Source organism: Vibrio atlanticus, from assembly GCF_024347315.1.
Lineage (GTDB): Bacteria > Pseudomonadota > Gammaproteobacteria > Enterobacterales > Vibrionaceae > Vibrio > Vibrio atlanticus.
On the sequence record NZ_AP025461.1, the window covers coordinates 1,523,246 to 1,542,787 of the forward strand.

Below are 19,542 nucleotides of genomic sequence, written 5' to 3' on the forward strand. Positions count from 1 at the left end.
GGAGGGGAGCTATGGCCGCTATTCCTGATCATCCAAGCGATTTAGAATATGAGCTTTGTTATTTTGACGATGGTTCAATAACCACAATCACGATATTGGTTCACAATCGAAAGGAAGCGATGACTTGGTATCTTAGCGAGGGAAAACATATCAACGATCTTTATTCGATAAGACCCGATGAATAATGCTTTGGTATAGAGAACTAGGTCGATAAACCTAAGAGAGTAAACTTGAGTGGCATTTTGTGGAACACCCTTTACTGCAATGTCATTAAGTAGCAATCTCGTTAATTAGACATATCGCAGCAAAGGGATTCAGTCTCGAATTACTTCAGGATTCGGGCGCGAAATTGACGCCCCTTCATCTTACCTGATTCGATTTTTCCTAATGCTTTCTTAGCCATTGATCTTTCTACAGCTACGTAAGCGCGCATCGCGAACAAGTTGATCTTGCCTACTGACTTACCATCAATACCGCCTTGGCCTGTCAACGCACCAAGGATATCACCTGCGCGAAGTTTCGCTTTCTTACCACCATCAATCTGGATAGTTACCATGTTTGAGTAGTACGGCTTAGCAATTGGTTTAGCTGGCAACTGAGACGGTTCGATTGGCATATCCATGTACTCATCAATTTGAGCAACACGGTGCATCTCTTTTTCGCTAAAGAAGCTGATAGCGACGCCTTTGCTTCCTGCACGTCCAGTACGACCGATGCGGTGTACGTGAACTTCAGGATCGCGAGACAACTCAAAGTTGAACACAGCATCTAGGTTATCAACATCAAGACCACGAGCAGCAACATCTGTTGCAACCAAGATAGAGATGGTTTTATTTGAGAACTGAACCAAAGCTTGGTCACGTTCACGCTGTTCCATGTCGCCATGAAGCTCAATAACACTGAAGCCACGGTGGCTTAGCTCGTCGTTTACGTTCTGTACTTCTTTCTTAGTATTACAGAACACAACCGCTGACTCTGGTTGATGATGAAGAAGCATTAGCTCTAGTGCGTCATCACGAGCTTCAGTACCTTCAACCTTATAAAAGTGTTGCTGGATGCTTGAGTGATCGTGTGTTGATTCAACCTTCACCATTTCAGGGTTATTCATGATGCGGTCTGCAACAGATTTAATCTGTTTAGGGAAAGTTGCACTGAACAATAACGTTTGACGATCTTTTGGTGCTGCTTCAATAACAGCATCTAGTGCATCTTGGAAACCCATTTCCAGCATGCGGTCGGCTTCATCTAACACAAGTGTGTTCAACTCAGACAGGTCAATACGGTCTCTCTCTAGGTGGTCAAGGATACGACCAGGAGTGCCCACAAGAATGTGTGCGCCATGCTCTAATGAACCAATTTGTGGGCCCATTGGCATACCGCCACATAGTGTCAGCACTTTAATATTGTGAATACCACGAGCAAGAGTACGGATCTCTTTTGCTACTTGGTCTGCTAGCTCACGAGTCGGACATAACACTAAAGACTGAACACGGAAACGCTTAACGCGTAGGTTTTGCAGCACGCCTAAACCAAAAGCAGCTGTTTTACCTGAACCCGTTTTACCCTGACCGATAACATCCTTGCCATCCAGAATAGTAGGAAGACTTAACGCTTGAATAGGCGTCATTTCAGTATAACCAAGAGAATCTAACGTATTTAGAAGCTCTGGTTTAAGGGCGATTGAAGAGAATTTTGAAGTGCTCAATGGAAATATCCAACTGGTGAAAAACAGAGTGCATTATGAGTGTTTTTGAAAATTATTCCACTTTAATCACAGTTTTGAAGAAATAGGTTAGGCGAACACAAAAAAGCCAGCTTTGTTAGCTGGCTTTGACTTCTATACGAATTGCTTTCTATGGCACACCGTGACCTTTAGAGGCAACCCAAACGCGATACCATTGCTCGCGCGTAAGTTCTATTTTCAGTGCATCAACGGCCGTTTTCACACGCTCAATCTTACCTGAACCAATAATAGTAATCGGATTAGACGGTAATCGACGAACCCAAGCGTAAATTACTTGGTCAATACTATCTGCACCCACTTCTTGGCGAATGGCTTCTAGTTCATCACGAACACGAATCGCTTGTGCTGAATCGCCACTAAAGATGCTACCACCACCGAGACAAGACCACGCCATTGGACGAATACGGTTCATCTGCAGTTGATCTAGCGTGCCATCATGAGCCACTTCGAAGTTCAATGGGTTGATTTCAACTTGGTTAGTCACTAGTGGCTTACCTAGTCGAGATTGCAGTAAGTCGAACTGACGCGGTGAAAAGTTAGAGACACCGAAGTGCTTAACTTTGCCGACTTTATGAAGTTCAGCGAACGCTTCTGCCACTTCATCTGCATCCATCAGTACATCTGGGCGGTGAATGAGTAATACATCAAGTTCGGTTACACCCAAACGCTCTAGAGAGTTATTTACTGATTGGTAAATATGGTGCGCGCTGGTGTCATAGTGATTGATCTTACGATCTGGAGTGTGGTCACCACACAAGTTGATGTCGCACTTGGTGACGATTTGAATATCATCACGGAGGCTTGGCTCAAGCGCTAATGCTTCACCAAACAACTTTTCACATTGGTAGTTACCGTAGATATCCGCGTGATCAACAGTTGTGATACCAAGATCAATGTGCTGCTTCAGGAAAGTCAGGCGTTGTTGCGGGGTCATGCCCCACTCCGCTGTACGCCAGTATCCTTGCACCAACTCAGAAAGTTCTGGGCCTTGTGGCGCTGTCGTTACTCTTGCAACCATGGGTTGTCTCCTTTATCAATACTGCATGTATCCTAAGCTCGTTTTACCGAAGGCTCAACGTATAACAAATGGCAAAGGTAAACGCTTACTAAAAATGTGAGAGCCACAGAAAAACGAACACTTAAATGAATAATAGCTTGCTGTCTGCCCGTCAGCCGTTCTCCTGAAAGGCTTGTTTACTCTGATGAATGACGAAACCATCTATAAATTTGAGCAATTAAAAGCGATTTAGTTCAACCGTTAAGTTGTCACCATCACTATGTAGCTGAACCCAAGGAGAAGACGAACGAGAAGAAGATGAGGAAGAACTAGGCGCATTCCATACACTCACTTGTTCAGAGGGTTGATGTTGTGAGTTGATGAATTCGACGAGTTGTTTATCTACCTTGTCGTAACCAACTCCCTCACGTTTCGCTTGTTCAAGTTGAGCGACGACATCAAACTCATCCTCTCCAATACGAATTGAGCTAAGAGCAAAGCCATCTTGACGAAGATATGCCTGAAGCTTTGTGTAACTTAGGTTCGAATATGGCAGATTAAGGCGAACCACTTCGACGCTTGAGTCACCCAACTCCAGTTCAACATAAACATCCAAATCGTAATATTGGGTTATGTCACTGCACAACAGAGTGCCTTCAACTTCGCCACAATCCATAAGATCGATATCGTTAATATAGTTTTGAGAACTCGGCTGAGTTGGGTCGCTATTGAATACCGTTCGCAACCACCAGCTTTCACTCGCTTGCGCAGAAAATGAAAAGGTACTCAGAGCCAATAACAAAGGAAGGATTAAGACAGGAAGAGTTCTCATTATTTGTGCTTATTTCACGCGGTACGAAGCATCCATTATACGTGACCAATCAACAAACAACCGCTCAAGCCACAAATTTTAGGCGAAAAAAACGGGCATACATGCCCGCTAGATAAATTCTATCGCCGAATAACGTAATCCGTCACGTTGATAACCATTACAGAACTAACAATACCATTCCGACGATCCACATACAATATGTCATACCAATTATTTATAACCACCTTCTATTGCAGGCTCTTCAAGCGATAATCTAACTTTGTTACGCTGAATAGCTTCTGGTGGCAAACTAATGAAACCGTATTGGTTCAACACGCCTTGATGCTCTTCCGACAGAGTAAGCCCAACAAAGAACTTCTCTTGTTCCGTAAAGCCTTTGCGATGCGCTGGAATATTCAGGTACATATAGTAAACCGTTGCCAATGGATAACGACCTGAGAGAATCGTTTCTTTGTTCAAGTCGTAGTTCACGCCTAGATTATCAACCACGCTCAGCCATTTCACATCCGAGATTTGGTCTGAGTAAACCGTGTAACCAATCGCAGCTTCTTCATCTTCAATCTTATTAATGAGGTCAGGCAAATCCGCTAAGAATTGAGTATGAGCATAATCTCCTTCCGTTCCACATTCGACCCAGCTTGAAAAGGTAGTGTGCCCTTTTAGGTTGTGATCGATAGCAAAAGGCAACATATGAGTATCTAGACTTTCACCGTTACGAATATCACTGCTTGGTAACCATTTAGGGTGCTTGGGATCGTTAGAACAGCCAAACACATCGATAAGCTCAGCAACACTAATGGATGTGGCTGGGTTATTCTCATTCGCCAGAATAGCTATTACGTCTGCTGTAAACATTAGCTCCGTCGGTCTGTAGCCGTAGCGCATGTCGAACCTAGCCATCTCTTTGTCAGTCCACTTTTTGGAAGTAATACCAACACGCGAGCGTTGCATGATCATCTGCTCTGGGACACTGTCACTCAGTAAAATCTCTAGATCGATCTCTTGGCTCTCAAGCAAATCTTTAACAAGCCCTTCCATGTTCGGTTCAATCGCGACCAAACCAATATCACTCACGTCATTCGCTAACGTTGATACGGAAAAAAACGCAGTTACAGCAGCAAGCAGTAAGCCCGATTTATTAAATAGACGTTTCATTACTGGCCTCCTACTGGATCAATCGATGTCTTAGATTCAACATCACTATTGCTGTCGAGCTGCATCTCTGAGGTAAAGATATTCCAAGATGGATTCACTTCCATGCTCTCTGTTTTTAACACCGCAATAGTTCTACGCTTACGCTTGTGAAGGTGCTGAGTTAAGCTGGTTATCTGAGTAAATTCTTGTTCGAAGATTCGCTCCCCATCGATGCCTCTGTCAATCAGAGCATCTCGAATCACGCCAGTCCTTTTCTTGGCCAATGCTTTGTTATAAACATTAGTACCTTCTGAACTCGTATCACCAACTAAGGTCACTGATGCATCTGGCTGTTCACCCAGTAAACGCACTAACTCGTTGAGAACGGCCGTGTGTTCAGGTTTTAGAACGTATTTATCGAAATCAAATGCCACGCTTAAGACTTCAACATCTTCGACAATTTTCCAGTTTGCACACCCTTTAATGTCTACTGTCACATCTTCTGGTGTATCTGCACACAGATCGCGTTGGTTAATCACACCGTCACGATCATCATCCGCTAGATCATCAATTTGATGGCGAGTCATTGTCGTGTCGGGCGTTTCTGCACAACCCATTAGCAAGATAGAACTCAGTAGCGCTAGTTTCGCTAGTTTAAAATATCTCATTACTTGTTCTCCCCTTGCCACTCTTCTGGGTGTTCAACCCTTAATGCGTAGGTCAACATGCCCATCGCGTTCAATACACGGTATGCTGCTAACGTTTGATCGTATTCAGTGCTGATGAAGTTTCTTCGAGCCAAGAACACTTCCACTTTTGCATCGAGCACATCCAGCAAGCTTCGTCTGCCAACATTAAATTGTTGAATATAACCAAGCTCTGCAATTTTTGCTGCATCCACGTTCTGTTGAAGAAGGGACTTTTGTTGTTCAAGCATCTTGTATGCGTTCCAAGCGAGCTGAGTGCCCTCTTTAACCTCACGCTCGGTTCGTAATCGTATCGCCCTTGCTTCTTCAACTCGCCAAGCCGATGATTCCACGCGAGAATCGGTAGAGAAGCCATTAAACAAGTCGTAATCCATCGTTAACATGATACGCGCATCTTCATCAACACCACCTGGAGGATTAGACACGTTGTCATTTTTGTTGGCGTGAAGCTCAAGTTTTAGTTCTGGGTAGTAATCCCCTTTCTCGCGGCGCATTTCTTTACGAGCGGCATCAATATCAAGCAAAGAGGCTTGGATTTCAGGGTGATTCTCGACAGCCTGTTCAAGCGCGACCTGTGCTGAGCTTGGTAACAGAGCATAATCAAAACGGGGATAAACCAAGTTCACAGCTGGCTTACCCACTAAGCGTAAGTACTGAGTTTGTAAATCAAACAGGTTGTTTTGAGCAGCGATCAATGAAGATTGCGCCGTCGCAACACGGGCAGAGATCTGAGCCAGATCCGAGTTACTACTCAAACCTTTGCTCTTTTTATCTTGGATATCTTGGTAGATCTCTTGGTGCTCTTTTACGTTACGCTTAGACAGTTCAAGTAACGTCTCTGCCTTGAGAATATCGAGATAGTTTCTCACCACGTCTAACGAAACGTTTTCAGCTCGCGAAATCAGAGTTAGACGCTCAGCTTCCGCCTCGAAGGTTAATCGGTCGACATTCGAGGTCGTTTTAAAACCATCGAACAGTAACTGGGATACTTTAACGCCAATTTCCGTTCTCGTTAGGCCTCTATCATCGGTATCGAGTTTGCTGCCACTGTTGTAGCGAGTCTCTTCATAGCCTGCCGCTGCGTACAAGTTCACTTGTGGCATATACAAACCACTCGCCGCGTCTCCGTCTCTTACCACTGATTGGTATCGGGAGTACTGCGCCAATATCTCTGGGCTATAGTCGATGGCAAAGGCCACAGACTCTTCTAATGACGCTGCTTGAGACAGTCCACTCATTAGTAAGCAAGAAGAGAGTAAGAATTTTGAATGCATTACACTTCCTTTTATATTTATGCTCAACGCACTTCATCGTTCGCGAAGTGAGTTTTCCTTAGCTCGTAAAATAGGTTTTAACCAATAACTCAATACTGTTTTTTCTCCGGTCAATATATCAACCGCGACTTGCATCCCTGGGATAATGCTAAAAGCAGAATTTTGTTGTTGGTCTTCGTTTAACTGAATATGGGCGCGATAATAGGCATTACCGTCTTCCGTTTGTAAGGCGTCGGCACTGACATAAATCACCTCGCCTTTAAGTCCGCCATAAATGACAAAATCATAGGCCGTGAATTTGACTGTTGCCCCCAGTCCCGTATGAACAAACGCGATATCTTGCGGAGAGATTCTCGCTTCAACAATCAGGTCACTGTTTGATGGGATGATCTCAATGATCGGTTCGCCGGGACGAACAACACCACCAATGGTACGCACAAAGACCTCTTTTACTGTGCCATCAACAGGCGCTAAGATTTGTGTTCGTTTCAGTTGGTCGGCGATCGCTTGTTGGCTTTCATTCAATTGCGCTATTTTGCTGGCAACTTCGTTCAGTTGGCCTTGTGCTTTGGCACGAAAATCTAACGCGATGCTGCGATGGTCGGCTATCGACTCTGAGTAAGCCGCTATCTGTTTCTGAGCCGCCACTTTCGAGCTGGCAATATCACCTTTCAGCTTGACCACATCACGGTTCAGTTTAAGCAGCTCAACTTCTGCAACCGCACCGCTGGCAACCACATCTTTCAACATATTGCGTTCTCGAATCACGATACCTAGGCTGCTCTCTAAAGTCTGAATATTATTGAGCGTATCGACACGTGCTTGATCTTGCTGCTCGATGCGAAGTGCCGCCTCTTCCAGTTCAGACTTCAACTGTCCTAAACGCTCTCGATAGTTCGCCTTAGCATTCATTAACGCGGGATGGCTTGATACATCGACAACAATATCTTGCGGTACTAGAACCACTCGTTCAAACCACTCTTTTGCATCATTATTTAAAACGACTGTCGCCAGCTCCGCTTTCAATCTTAATTGTTGGGCCAGTAAGGTATCGGCTTGTTGGGCAGATTCTAAAAACGCCGCTTTAAAACGTGTATCTTCGAGCTTAGCCAGAGGTTGCCCCTTCACTACAGATTGGCCTTGTCGCACCATGATCTCTTGAACCAGCCCACCTTCTAAGCTCTGAATGGTTTGCACCGAAAGGCTTGGAACGACTTTACCTTCACCGATCACGACTTCTTCTAATGTTGCCCACGTAGCCCAACCGATAATTGAGACAATGAGTAGAGCACTCAACCAAATCAGCTTACGAGAGCGGAATGCCAAGTGGTTGTTGGTCCATTGAATATCATTACTCATGACGACCTCCCTTCACCACCGAAACCGTTTTGAAGCGACTGGTTCCTTTGGGTACACTTTTCTTCTGTAGAGATAAAATGTCTTTTGGCTCACCCTCAGCCACGATCTGACCTTTATCCAATACAACCACACGATCACACATCATCAAGAATGAAGATTTGTGTGAGCTGATCAGCATTGAAGTTTCTCTTGGCATACTTTGAAGTGCATTGAAGAACTGTATCTCAGCTTGATTATCTAGCGCACTGGTAGGTTCATCCATGATCAGTAATTTTGGACAACGATAAAGCGCCCTTGCGATAGCCACCGCTTGTCGTTGCCCTCCTGAAAGCAATCGGCCACCTTCACCGACAGGCGTTTCTAAGCCATTGCTTAAGCGTCCCATGTAACCGTTGAGGCCAGACTGTTGCAGCGCTTGTCTTAGCTTCTCTTCATCAACGTTGGTCGCACCCAAAGTAACGTTGTCGTAAACACTGCCAAAGATCAAATTAGTGGTTTGCCCTACCCAGCCCATTCCGCTGCGCAAGACACTGGTTGGCCATAACTGCCCATCAATCTCTTGATAGAAAGCTTGTCCTGTTGTTGGCAAATACTGTCGAGCAACAATCGATAAAAGCGTGGTTTTACCTGCGCCAGCGGCACCAACAAGGCCAACTCGCTCACCCGGTTTTATCTCCAAAGAGATTTCCTTTAGCGCGGGGCTTTGAGTCTCTGGATAAGTAAACGTCACTTCATCTAACCTAACCCCACCATCAAAGTCTCCTTTGTCGATAACTTGGTGTTTGGACTCTTCTTGAGGTAGCTCCATAATCTGATTGAGCCCTTCAACGGCCGAACGTGTTTGTTGGAACCTCAGCAATAGAAGAGAAAGCTGGTTCACCGAACTTGCAGCGCGCCCACTCAACATCACCACGGCTATCAAACCACCCATACTCAGCAAGCCTTCAGAGATCTGATACACGCCGAAGATAATCAGAGTGATGGTCACGATCTGCTGACTGGACTGAATAGAGTGCGTCACGATATTGGAGTAATGACGAGATTGAGTCTGCCATTGAGAGAGCGATGAAATCGTCTGTTCCCAACGTTTCTGAGTGATTCCCTCAGCATTGTTTTGCTTGATGTCCGGAAGGGTTGTTAAGCAATCAAACAGCTGTGCCTGTCTTTGTGTCGAGAGGCGTGCGGTTTCATCGAATGTTCTCTCAACTTTGCCTTTCATCGCAATGCTCAGCACGATCAAGACCAACATGATGGCGACAGGAATGAACATCATCGCGCCACCGAGCCAGCCAATAAGGAATAGGAACAACAAGGTGAACGGCAGGTCGACTAAAGTAACCAAAGAAATAGAAGTGAAGAAATCTTTCACGCTATCGAAATCTTGAAGCTGTCTGGCAAATGCGCCTACTGATTGAGGTCGATTTTCCAATTTCATACCAAGGACTTTAGAGAACAGTTGAGAAGACAACTTGTTATCAATATAGCGCCCAGCCATGTCGGTCACAGAGCTTCGTGAGCTTCTCAACACCCAATCAAAAATAACGACAATACCAACGCCTGCCGCCAACACCCAAAGCGTGTTAAACGCTTGGTTTGGCACAACGCGGTCGTACACATTCATGGTAAATAACGGAACCACCAGCGCTAGCACGTTGATCAAGAACGAAGCGATAAACAGATCGCGATACCAAGGCTTCACTTCCTTGACGACACGCCATAACCAACGGGTGTTGGATCTACTGTCACTGCGTTCATGGGATTGAACACGCGCATCATCAAGCGCTTGGGCACCCACTTGCCAAACAAATGAGTCCACTTTAATGACTAAGTCTTTAAGGAGAATTTGTTGGCTTAAGTTAGATTCACAATTCAATACTTGAAAGTCGCCACCGGAGCTTTGGGTTACGACAAGAGGAGACCCTGTCGCGGACTCAACAGCAACAACAGGGAACTGACATTGATTCAGTAATTCTTTTTTAACGTGGCTCAGCGTTAGCCCCGATTTCTCAACCGCTCTTGGAAAAAGGGATTCATTGAGCCTGCCTTCATCTAAAGGTAGGCCAGACACTATTTTGGAAGGGTGACTGCGAACATTAAAATGCTCACATAGCCACTCAACACAACCTAGCCAGCTGTCTTTTTGTTCTACCAATCTAAACTTCCTTTTATAGACCGTACATCTAACTTACAGCGTTAAGTTTTTGTCATCTATCATTTGTTGTAAAATTTGAGCTTCTAGTGCAATGCCACTACCACCTTGAGTCAGGTCATTATAAGTGACATCAGTTAACAAGATATTTTGCCTAACATCATCGTCTCCGTTAGGCTTAATGGAAATCTTCACGCCCTTACCAGATTCTTCTAAATCTAGGTACTGTGTGGCCCCCAAGCCCGTCGTAATTCCCAAACTTCCAAGAATCCCAGAGAGGTCAATGGCGTCGGTATTTGGCGACGCATCGAAGTCTTGAATCACATCTAAACTTGGCGCCTCTGTACTGCCTAAGCCTGAAGATTCAAATACAAATTTATCTGAGCCTGCGCCACCAATCAGTAGGTCGTTTTCATCTGTCGCTGTGATTGTAGAATCACCATTAGCGACAAATTCAACCGATACCGTTTGAGGTAACCCTACCGCTTGGTTGTTACCTATCTCTGCTGCCGGCTCAATCGTTAGATCAAATTGATCTCCACTGTTGTAGCCCCCTGTTATCGCTAGATTAGGCACATCCGCTAAATCCACCACGTATTGACCATCAACCATACTTCCGTGCGAAAACGTCAAACCGGCAGGGATATCATAGATGGTAATGAAGCCCACTTCTGAATCAGCAGGATTTACAAGAGAAAGGTCTAAACCAAGAGGAATCGTGCCACTTGCTTCAGCCACAATTGAAGAGTATTCAACGCTTAATAAAGGCGCATCAGGTTCTGGTGTAATGATAAGCGTCATGTCTTGCGAGCTTGGGTCACCAATATCTGTAACTAGATTGCCCAACACCGTATTCTTGTCGACAGTTTGACCTGTAATCGTGATATCAAGATTGCCAAATGCATCGCCCGCAAAGAACTCCAACTTATTGACAGAGCTTGCCTTAACAAGAATAGTCGCCTGCACGATATCACCGACACGAACAAAAGAACTGGTTTCTGAGCCAATACGAATTCGATCTAATCCGACTAATCCTGACGGATCCGAAGTTGCATTAACCGTTACGGTAATTGATAAGAATTCATCGCTGTTGGTTTCAAAACTATTGGCATCAAGTGGGATAGTAATGCCATCATCTTCACTTCCAGTGAGCTGTTCTGGTAAATCGAAGAACTCAACTTTATCACCAATAGGATTCACACCCACGGTAAATTCAGATGCAGTATAACGAATATCAGTCGTGCCAATTTCTTGAGTAATAGCTTCTAGAGACAGATTAATATCACCACTGAAATCTCGTGGAGGTAGAATAACGAGGTTGGCAAGCTGACTAGGATCAAGCTGCCACTCGTAAGTAGGGTTACCATCGAAGGTTCCGCCATCAACGCCGTTGTTGGGAACTAATTCGTAATTATCTCCCACCTTGATTGCTATAACAGCCCCTTCAGGAACACCTTTCAGAGACAGCGACATGTTTTCAGAACCATCTTGGTCAATCAGCTCTGCACTGAGTGAAGACAATGAAATGTAGTTATCTTCGTCGCCAATAACATCCTGAGTCACCAAATTCGCAGCATCTGCTACTGGTTCAACGGTGATAGTCACCACGGTCGATTTATCTTGAGTATTCGTTTCTGCAACACAATCCGCTTTATCGGTGATGTTAGCTTTTACCGTTAAAGTAAGCTCGCCGCTGTAATGCAGAGGCGGCGTCACCAACACATCACTCAAACGGCTAGGGTCGGTTACCGTCCAAGTACCATTGCCATTGTCAACAAGTAATCCGGTGTCAGTTGGAGTTTCAGATAAGGTTGCTCCATTAGAAATGCTTACCGTTAGAGAATTAACGGACTCTTTGCCAGTAGCGCCATTTCCCTCACCTGTGATTAATTGCCCATCTTCAACGCTGTCACCAAGAACGAGCTCAAGATTAAGGTCTGTCGCGATGTCTTCTTGAATGGTCGTGGAGTCTGTCGACACCGTAATGTCGTCCACAACGGGTAAAACTTGAATACTGATGGTTTGGTCTGTGGTTACTGTGTCACCATTACATGGAGAGGTTTCAATAGTCTTAATTGTAAAGTTGATACAACCAGAAAAATCTTCATCTAACCCTGTTAACGTTAGCTTGGATAAGCCGTCCGCGGTAACGGAGTAACCAACAACTTCACCAGATGCATCGTATTCAGCAATCACGCCGGATCCAGAAATCTCAACGCCATCAGGCAACGAGTCAGCAGGAATGTAGAAGGATATCTCGTTATCGGAATCACTCGCGACATTGGTATTTAGGACTCCAGTCAGGTCAATATCTTCCCCTTCTGGGGTCTTGATCTCACCATCTGGTTGAATCGGTTTTGGGGGGCCTACCGGATCGCAACTGCCTCCACCACCATCATGCCCCGTAATTTGCAGCGGGAAAGTCGCATTAATGTATCTCGCATCTTCCCCATCAATCACGCGAGCACGGACAACAATATCCAGTACCGGTGTATCACTTGGACTGGAAATGGTCGCATTATTCAAAATATAAGCGGCAAGCTCTTGGAAAGAGTCACTGGTTAGTCCGGCAGCAGATATAATCCAATTCCCAGAGCTGTCTTGCGCGGCACCATTGGGGTGCTCAACAATCAACGAATAGCCGTCAGGGATTTCAATCAAAATGTAATCTAAGTATTCTGAACCATCGATATCCGCATCGACGAATGTCACTGCACTAGATATATCAACGGGGGTGCCATCCGTACTCTGCAGCAGCTCTGCCGAACCTTCCAATCGAGTGTCTAGCTCTACACGGGCATCAACTGTGACGCTAATATTCCCAGAAATATCTTTTACATCAGTCGCACCTGTGGGCGATGTATCAGTCACTTCATAAGTGATCGGAATCGTAAATGTCCCGCTTAAATCTTCTGTCGCAGTAACAGAAAGCCTGCCGCTATTCAGAAGGTCAGAAAGCGTTGGCGTTGTGCTATCCAATAGGCTCTCTAAATCTAACCCTGAAGCAGGTACTTCAATAACACTGCCATCAAAGTAAAGAGTCAGATCAGCCGGAAGACTGTCAATCACATACCCAGTTAAAGACTCACTGCCGTCAATATCTTGATTCACCGAGGGCTCAAGATTCAAACCAATTTGGCTGTCTTCAATACCTTGAGTACTGATGACCTGACCATTATTCTGATCAACAACAGGAGCTAACTCAACTTTTAATGTCATTGGGAACTCACCAGTATCGCCATCTGGTTCAGTCGAAATTGCAATGACCGTTAACTCAAGTCCCCCGCTAAAGTCACCAACAGGCTTTAAATACAAGTCTGCAAGCTGAGCATTAGAAACTTGCAGAACAGGGCCTGTAACGTCATCGATATAAGCGATCGTCAATGATACGGGGTGGCCTGTTGAATCAACGAGCAATGTACCTGCAGGGATGTCAGTCAACAGAATGTTGATTTCTTCAGACAAATCATCATCCGTGGTTTGAACAATAAAATCGAGTTGTATTAACCCATCCTCATTTAAAACCGATTGGTTGCTAATAATTTTACTGTCGCTGTCGTATTGCCAATGACCGTTGCCACCATCGACAGCTGTGGGCTCATCGACGACACCTTTAAGGAAAATATTGATGGTTTTGGTGTCGCTCGAAGCTTGTCCATTAATAGGAACGAGTGAATCCACCGTCGACTCAGTAGCTACCGCTGTGACTTTTATATATAAATCTTCAGTAAAAGAACTGATGTCTTCTTTAGGTTGAATATAAGCTTTACCACTAGCAATAGCCGTGGCAGTGACGGAGTAAGAGTTATTTCCTATTTTAGCGGTACCCTCACCTTCGATAGACCAACCATCTTGAACCTCGATAATGTAACTTAACGATTCAGAGCCATCAGTATCAGCAAGCACACCATCAATCACCTCATTCAATACGATTTTTTCATCTTCTAATCCCTTGTAGTCTTTAACGGAAACATGGGGAGTATCAGCATCAGGTGAAATTTCAACCGTAACCATATGAACGGTTTCGGCTGTTTTATCTGTCGGATCAGCAAATGTGTTTCCAGCTTCAGTTGCAATCGCTGTAATCTGGAACTCAAAACGACCAGCGAGGTTCTCATTCGCTCGGATTTCCATCTTATCAATTTGGCTTTGTGTGTATTCTTTGCCCTCTTTAACGGCATTGCCATTCAAAGTGATATTTAACCCATCAGGGATGCCGCTAATTTTATAACTCAGGGTTTCAGAGGGTGTCGGCGAATCTTGATCAAACAACTGTGCAGTGATGTTTAATTTAATAGCAGTGCTATCGTCTTCGACTGAGCGATAGCTAAACACCGAATCTGACCAATCTGGTACATCAGCCACGGGTAACACTGAAACGGCAACGCTTGCGGTCAACTGCTTTGGAAGCGTATCTGTACTAATAACTGCATTAACGGCTAAGGTGACTGTTGAAGTGGTATTCGATTCGTTTAGCGCTGGACGATAAGTAAGTTGGCCATTTGGCCCAGTAAATTGGCCATCTATTACGACAAGCTTATCGTCCGACAATGTCACTTTACCATCGACCACCTTAAGCAACTCGCCATCTAGATAGAGGCTTCCGCCGTTAAGCGAAGCTTCAGAAAACTCAATCGCAGTAACGGTTTCATTTTGGTCCACGTCTCCAGTGGCTACGCTCACCACGATAATTGCGTCGTTATCTTCCGTCGTTTCAGAATCTTCATAACGAATAAAGCCTTCGTTATCATCTAGGATAAGTGTCGCAGTACTAGTGACTTCATCACCGTCTGTATCTCGGACCAGGTACTTAATTTCATCCACCAGCCTAGGATCACCCGGATCAGTCATTACATTAGGGTTAGTCGTTAACTGATATGTTCCATCAGATGAAAGAGTAAACTTGCCGTATATAGAAGAAGGCTGCCCAGTTACGGAGTCATTAATTAGATCAATCTCGATTGACGTGATTACATCGGTAAAAGTGTAGGTAGTACCACGATAGTCAAAACTCACAATGACAGCGCCATCGGCACCTGCGAACTCTTCTGTCAGGAACTGTCCATTTAGGTTATCACCCTCAACTATTTCAATTGATCCTGAACGCGCAACCGGAATGGCATCTTTCACATTCACTACATAGATAGTAGGGTCAGAACTGTCTCCGTCAGCATCGTTAACCGTCAATTCAAAATCAAGAGCCAGATTATTTTCGCCATTGTCTCCGTATGCGTGATCAAGCGGAGCATATAAGTCAAACTCTGTCTTCCCGTCAGTATTAAAACGGATCCGAAATACATTCTTGTCATCAGAATCTTGCCCGTAATACCAACCGTTAGAATCAACAGGTTGAAGGGAGATTACTTTTCCACCACTTTTATACAAAAGAGCATCAAAAGCAGCCGTATTTACCGTTACAGAAGCGACATCGTCAGAACCCTCAACAATACCTAAAGAAGGAGTCGAATCTTCAACACCAATTTGTTCGCTATCCCCCAATAAACCATCTTCATCGACAGAAATTTGTCCAATAACAGAAATCTTAGGGTTAGTACCATCGTAAATTTTAATATTCGATTCTTGTGTATCTCGTGACCCATCGGAGTCTATCGTCACGATTGAAGCCGGTATTGTAAGCTCTGTGTCCTTCGCCCCAATCCCATGATCAATAGACTGATATAGCTCTATAACAATGGTTACGCTTGTTGAACCTTTAGCTTCAAGACTAAAATCTTCTGGTAACCTTATTTTGAAAACCGCATCTCCGTTAGCAAGAACAGCGTCGAATGTACCATTGCCGTTATCACGCCAAGTCAACGCTTCACCATTGCGGGTAACAGCAACACTATCGCTGTCTAGTACAGCTTGCCCCGTCTTCACATCTAAACCTAAGAAAACCAGAGGATCATTACCTGCCGTAACAGCCAAACTCACATTTGCGGTTGATCCAATTCCAAGCGGGGTACTATCAGCAATAGGAATTTCACTCAATTCAACTGTCCCAGAACCAATCGTGGGGTTCCCGCCATCAGTAATCGAGACGTTCAAAGTTAATTGCGTTTCGTCGTTATCATCATCTCTTGCAGTGACGACGAAAGGAATTTGATCCGTTGTGGAGCTTTGATCCAGCCCTTTACTAAGAGTGAAGGTATACGTCACATTAGAATCGACTTGAGCATCTACAGGAGGGAAGCTAAGCGTAAAAGCAACGTTCTCTGCACTTACAGAACCAACGTAACCGGTGAGTAAGTTTCCGTTAGGCGAGATAGTGTAGACAATCTGTTCCCCCCCACTGAACAACAAGGGCTGATCTGCCAGATTGAAAAATAGAGCTCCGTCATAGTCACTCCCTAGGTTGAGACTAAAAACACCTGTACTAATCGTTGTACCGCTATCGAGGTCAGACTCATCTAGAGAAGCGTTACTAACACTGACCAACTCAGGGTTAGTACCATCTTTCACGATCCAATCAAACTGCCCTTTTCCTAATTGGGTACCATCCAAATCTGTACCGTCAATATTCAGTGGTAAGGTGAGTGAATCGCGGAAGAAGTTGTGATTCAGTGGTTTATTCAACACTAACGTAACTTCCGCTAACACATCATTGCCATTAGCACGCGCCGCTAGCGTCAGCATAAATATGGTTTCCCCGCCAACTTGCGCGGTAATCACTTTTCCATCGGCCGATAGAGTGTAAGAGAGCGGTATCAAAACCTCACTCGTGGTTATGTTCAGCGCATCGAGTTGATTCAAAGTATCAAGATTAAACACCAACGAGTCTGGATCTGGATTATCAGAACTGCCTAAAACGGTGAATTGACCGACAACAGTTTGAATACCATCAGAGACATCCGTTTCGATGGTTGTTGCGCTGCCACCTACAATTTGGCCAGCAGCACCATCGGTAATATTGATAACCGCCGTACCGTTACCAAAATCATTACTGGCGTCCCCGGCCACGTAATTAAATGTAATATTTTGGCTGATGGTATGATCAAGATTTCGATTCGCGCTAAAGTTCCAATGACCATTAGCAAACACAGTCAAAGTACCTTCGCTAGTCGTAAATGAAACTGGAGAACTGCCAGAAATTATCTTTGTCGTGCCATCCACTTCGACACTTTTTATGGTCAATTGTGTATCTAGGTCGATGTCGTTATTCAGTACATTACCAGATGTGAACGCTCCCTCTATCACATCATAGGATTCATCGAAAATTAACGGCTCTGAATCCTGAATCACGATAGGTAAGTGACCTACAACCAACTCCGTAGTTTTGTCTGCGTCAGTTTGAAGACCTTCAATAATCAACGCTGTCTGAATTGAATCCAACCCAGCATCTTGATCGACTACCGTATGAAATTTGATATTTACGTTACTGCCAGAAATAGCCGCATCGAATACACGCTCACCATCACTTCGTATTCCGGTCAGGCTTTGTTTGTCATCTGAGACTGTGACGGTTATCGAAAAACCTTGAGATGTTAGCAACTCGGCTAAATTTTGCTCTTCACTAAACGAGAAGTTTGCAAAATCAATACGAATATCCGAAGTTTGTGTTTCGTCGCCAAAAATACCAATCACATTTTCCCGGAACACAACAGACTCAGGAAGGATAATACTCGGCATGTCATCAACCGCTTCATTACCTACCGTATTGAAAATTTTCGCATCTACTGTCCATTCAGAAGATAAATTAAGGGAAGAAACATCAATATTTTCTACAAGCCAATTGCCTGACGCATCAACAACGCCCTCAAACACAAGTGTCTCAGAGCCATCATTGACTTCAATATAAACAGGAAGCCCCTCGGCAACATTGGTCGTGCCTTGCATCGTCGTAAGTTGACCGCCACGAAATGCCAAAATGCTAAAGCCATCAAGTGTATCAATATCGATAATTGGGGAGACAGTATCAATGGTCACCTCCCCCGAACTGTTGGTCGCCTTAGCCGGGTTTCCTGCAACATCGAGCGTTTCAGCGGTAACCTTGATATCACCATCAGCAAAACTTGTTAGATCTACGCCTTCCACCGCCCAAGCACCATTTACAACCGTGGCTGTTAGTACAATCACGTTAGTCGTGCTATCTGAGATTCGGATATTGACCGTTTGGCCTTCTTCTACATTTTGTACCGTACCAAAGAATTTAGCCGATTGAATTTCGAAGCTATTAAGAACACCGTCTCCACCATCATCTACCGCTGCGGTGATGCTCGCTAACGTATCTTTGACAATAGTGTCGGTCGCTGAAATGGGGTTTCCCGCTATGTCTACGGTACTCGCAACAACGGTCAATTCGCCTTCTGCGAAACTTGAGTAATCTTGAAGAGTCAGAGTCCAAGTTCCACCGGATACTGCTGCTGTGTATTCTTGTGTCGCACCTTGGCTATCGGTAATAGAAATACTGATGGTTTGCCCATCTTCTACATTGGCAATCGTACCAACTAGCACTCCATTCGATATTTCAAATTGATTGTAAAACTCATCACCAAAGCCATCGAAATCGACATCTATATTGGCTAGCGTATCTTTGATTGTGGCATCATTCGCTGTGATGCTATTACCAAAATCATCGTTAATGACTGCGTCGACCTTAAGATCGCCTTCAGCTAATGAGGAAAGATCAACACCATTTACAACATAAGCTTCATTGTTGGTAATTGCCGTTGTGGTAACCGTGTTTCCATTGACATCAGTGATTGTGATAAAAACGGTGCGTCCATCTCGAACGTCGACAGCAGTACCATTAATCGTAACCGAGGGCACTTCAAACTGGTTTTCGTAACCGTCCCCGCCATCTAAAATATCGACTGTTAATAGTGCGCTAGGTAAAAGTATGTCTAGATTACCATCGCTTGATGCTCGAACTTCCTCGACATAATCTGTAGGCCGCGTATCAAAACCAGCATCTGCAAGCGTTTCTTCTAAAGTAGAACGGACATAAGCAATAAAAGAAGCACTGGAACTGGGCTGGTCGCCCACTGAGCTTGGCTGATCAGGTGCGCTTGCAATGTTGTTGACCAGTTCGGTGACCACCTTTTCCAACAGTTGTTCAACAACGGCTATTTGTGGTTCAGTGAGGGGCAGAGCCTCTTCTAGATTCTGAGGTTCAATCGTGACGACTTGGACACCTTCAACTTTTAGCTGTGCTGCCGGTAATTGAAGCCAAGTACCATCAGGGAATACTTGCCACACCACACCACCAACTTCAATATATAAAATAGGATCCATCCTAAACCTCTTCCTTACTAAAACGCTGACCTGTGAGTATAAATTTACTCAATAACAGACGAACCGTTCAGTGAACACTCTCTATCACAATACTAGCAACTAACAAATCATT

10 protein-coding genes are annotated in these 19,542 nt (G+C 44.6%); 1 reads left to right on the forward strand and 9 read right to left on the reverse strand.

Features of this window, described 5'->3' with window-relative positions; all coding sequences use genetic code 11:
- Positions 1–11 precede the first annotated feature (11 nt).
- Positions 12–185 (forward strand): hypothetical protein, encoded by a 174-nt coding sequence (locus tag OCV30_RS22390; RefSeq protein WP_009844771.1) that lies wholly within the window; start codon positions 12–14, stop codon positions 183–185.
- A 140-nt stretch (positions 186–325) separates the two neighbouring features.
- Here the strand turns inward: OCV30_RS22390 and dbpA are convergent, their stop codons facing one another.
- The 9 genes from dbpA to OCV30_RS22435 all read right to left on the reverse strand — a co-directional run bounded on the left by dbpA (position 326) and on the right by OCV30_RS22435 (position 19,430).
- The gene (dbpA, locus tag OCV30_RS22395) at positions 326–1,705 is read right to left on the reverse strand and encodes an ATP-dependent RNA helicase DbpA (RefSeq protein WP_009844770.1); all 1,380 of its coding nucleotides are present in this window, start codon (positions 1,703–1,705) and stop codon (positions 326–328) included.
- Positions 1,706–1,853: 148 nt separating this feature from the next.
- Positions 1,854–2,762: an aldo/keto reductase gene (locus tag OCV30_RS22400; RefSeq protein WP_065678868.1), complete on the reverse strand. Its 909-nt coding sequence runs from the start codon at positions 2,760–2,762 to the stop codon at positions 1,854–1,856.
- Between the two features lie 217 nt (positions 2,763–2,979).
- On the reverse strand, positions 2,980–3,573 hold the full coding sequence (locus tag OCV30_RS22405) for a hypothetical protein (protein ID WP_065678869.1): 594 nt from the start codon (positions 3,571–3,573) through the stop codon (positions 2,980–2,982).
- A gap of 210 nt (positions 3,574–3,783) precedes the next feature.
- A complete protein-coding gene (locus OCV30_RS22410) occupies positions 3,784–4,728 on the reverse strand; it encodes a PstS family phosphate ABC transporter substrate-binding protein (protein ID WP_065678870.1) in 945 nt (314 codons plus the stop codon).
- On the reverse strand, positions 4,728–5,375 hold the full coding sequence (locus OCV30_RS22415) for an OmpA family protein (protein ID WP_065678871.1): 648 nt from the start codon (positions 5,373–5,375) through the stop codon (positions 4,728–4,730). The genes OCV30_RS22410 and OCV30_RS22415 overlap by 1 nt, the downstream gene beginning before the upstream one ends.
- Positions 5,375–6,688 (reverse strand): TolC family outer membrane protein, encoded by a 1,314-nt coding sequence (locus OCV30_RS22420; RefSeq protein ID WP_065678872.1) that lies wholly within the window; start codon positions 6,686–6,688, stop codon positions 5,375–5,377. The genes OCV30_RS22415 and OCV30_RS22420 overlap by 1 nt, the downstream gene beginning before the upstream one ends.
- Before the next feature lie 33 nt (positions 6,689–6,721).
- Positions 6,722–8,047 (reverse strand): HlyD family type I secretion periplasmic adaptor subunit, encoded by a 1,326-nt coding sequence (locus tag OCV30_RS22425; RefSeq protein WP_065678873.1) that lies wholly within the window; start codon positions 8,045–8,047, stop codon positions 6,722–6,724.
- Positions 8,040–10,199, reverse strand: a complete 2,160-nt coding sequence (locus OCV30_RS22430) for a type I secretion system permease/ATPase (protein ID WP_065678874.1) — start codon at positions 10,197–10,199, stop codon at positions 8,040–8,042. The genes OCV30_RS22425 and OCV30_RS22430 overlap by 8 nt, the downstream gene beginning before the upstream one ends.
- Positions 10,200–10,232: 33 nt before the next feature.
- The gene (locus OCV30_RS22435; protein ID WP_065678875.1) at positions 10,233–19,430 is read right to left on the reverse strand and encodes a T1SS-143 repeat domain-containing protein; all 9,198 of its coding nucleotides are present in this window, start codon (positions 19,428–19,430) and stop codon (positions 10,233–10,235) included.
- Positions 19,431–19,542: the final 112 nt, after the last annotated feature.

Coding starts and splice junctions, on each gene's coding strand:
- OCV30_RS22400 (WP_065678868.1), bottom strand. CDS start 2,762: ATGGTTGCAAGAGTAACGACAGCGCCACAAGGCCCAGAACTTTCTGAG.
- OCV30_RS22435 (WP_065678875.1), bottom strand. CDS start 19,430: ATGGATCCTATTTTATATATTGAAGTTGGTGGTGTGGTGTGGCAAGTA.
- OCV30_RS22420 (WP_065678872.1), bottom strand. CDS start 6,688: ATGCATTCAAAATTCTTACTCTCTTCTTGCTTACTAATGAGTGGACTG.
- OCV30_RS22410 (WP_065678870.1), bottom strand. CDS start 4,728: ATGAAACGTCTATTTAATAAATCGGGCTTACTGCTTGCTGCTGTAACT.
- OCV30_RS22425 (WP_065678873.1), bottom strand. CDS start 8,047: ATGAGTAATGATATTCAATGGACCAACAACCACTTGGCATTCCGCTCT.
- OCV30_RS22390 (WP_009844771.1), top strand. CDS start 12: ATGGCCGCTATTCCTGATCATCCAAGCGATTTAGAATATGAGCTTTGT.
- OCV30_RS22405 (WP_065678869.1), bottom strand. CDS start 3,573: ATGAGAACTCTTCCTGTCTTAATCCTTCCTTTGTTATTGGCTCTGAGT.
- OCV30_RS22415 (WP_065678871.1), bottom strand. CDS start 5,375: ATGAGATATTTTAAACTAGCGAAACTAGCGCTACTGAGTTCTATCTTG.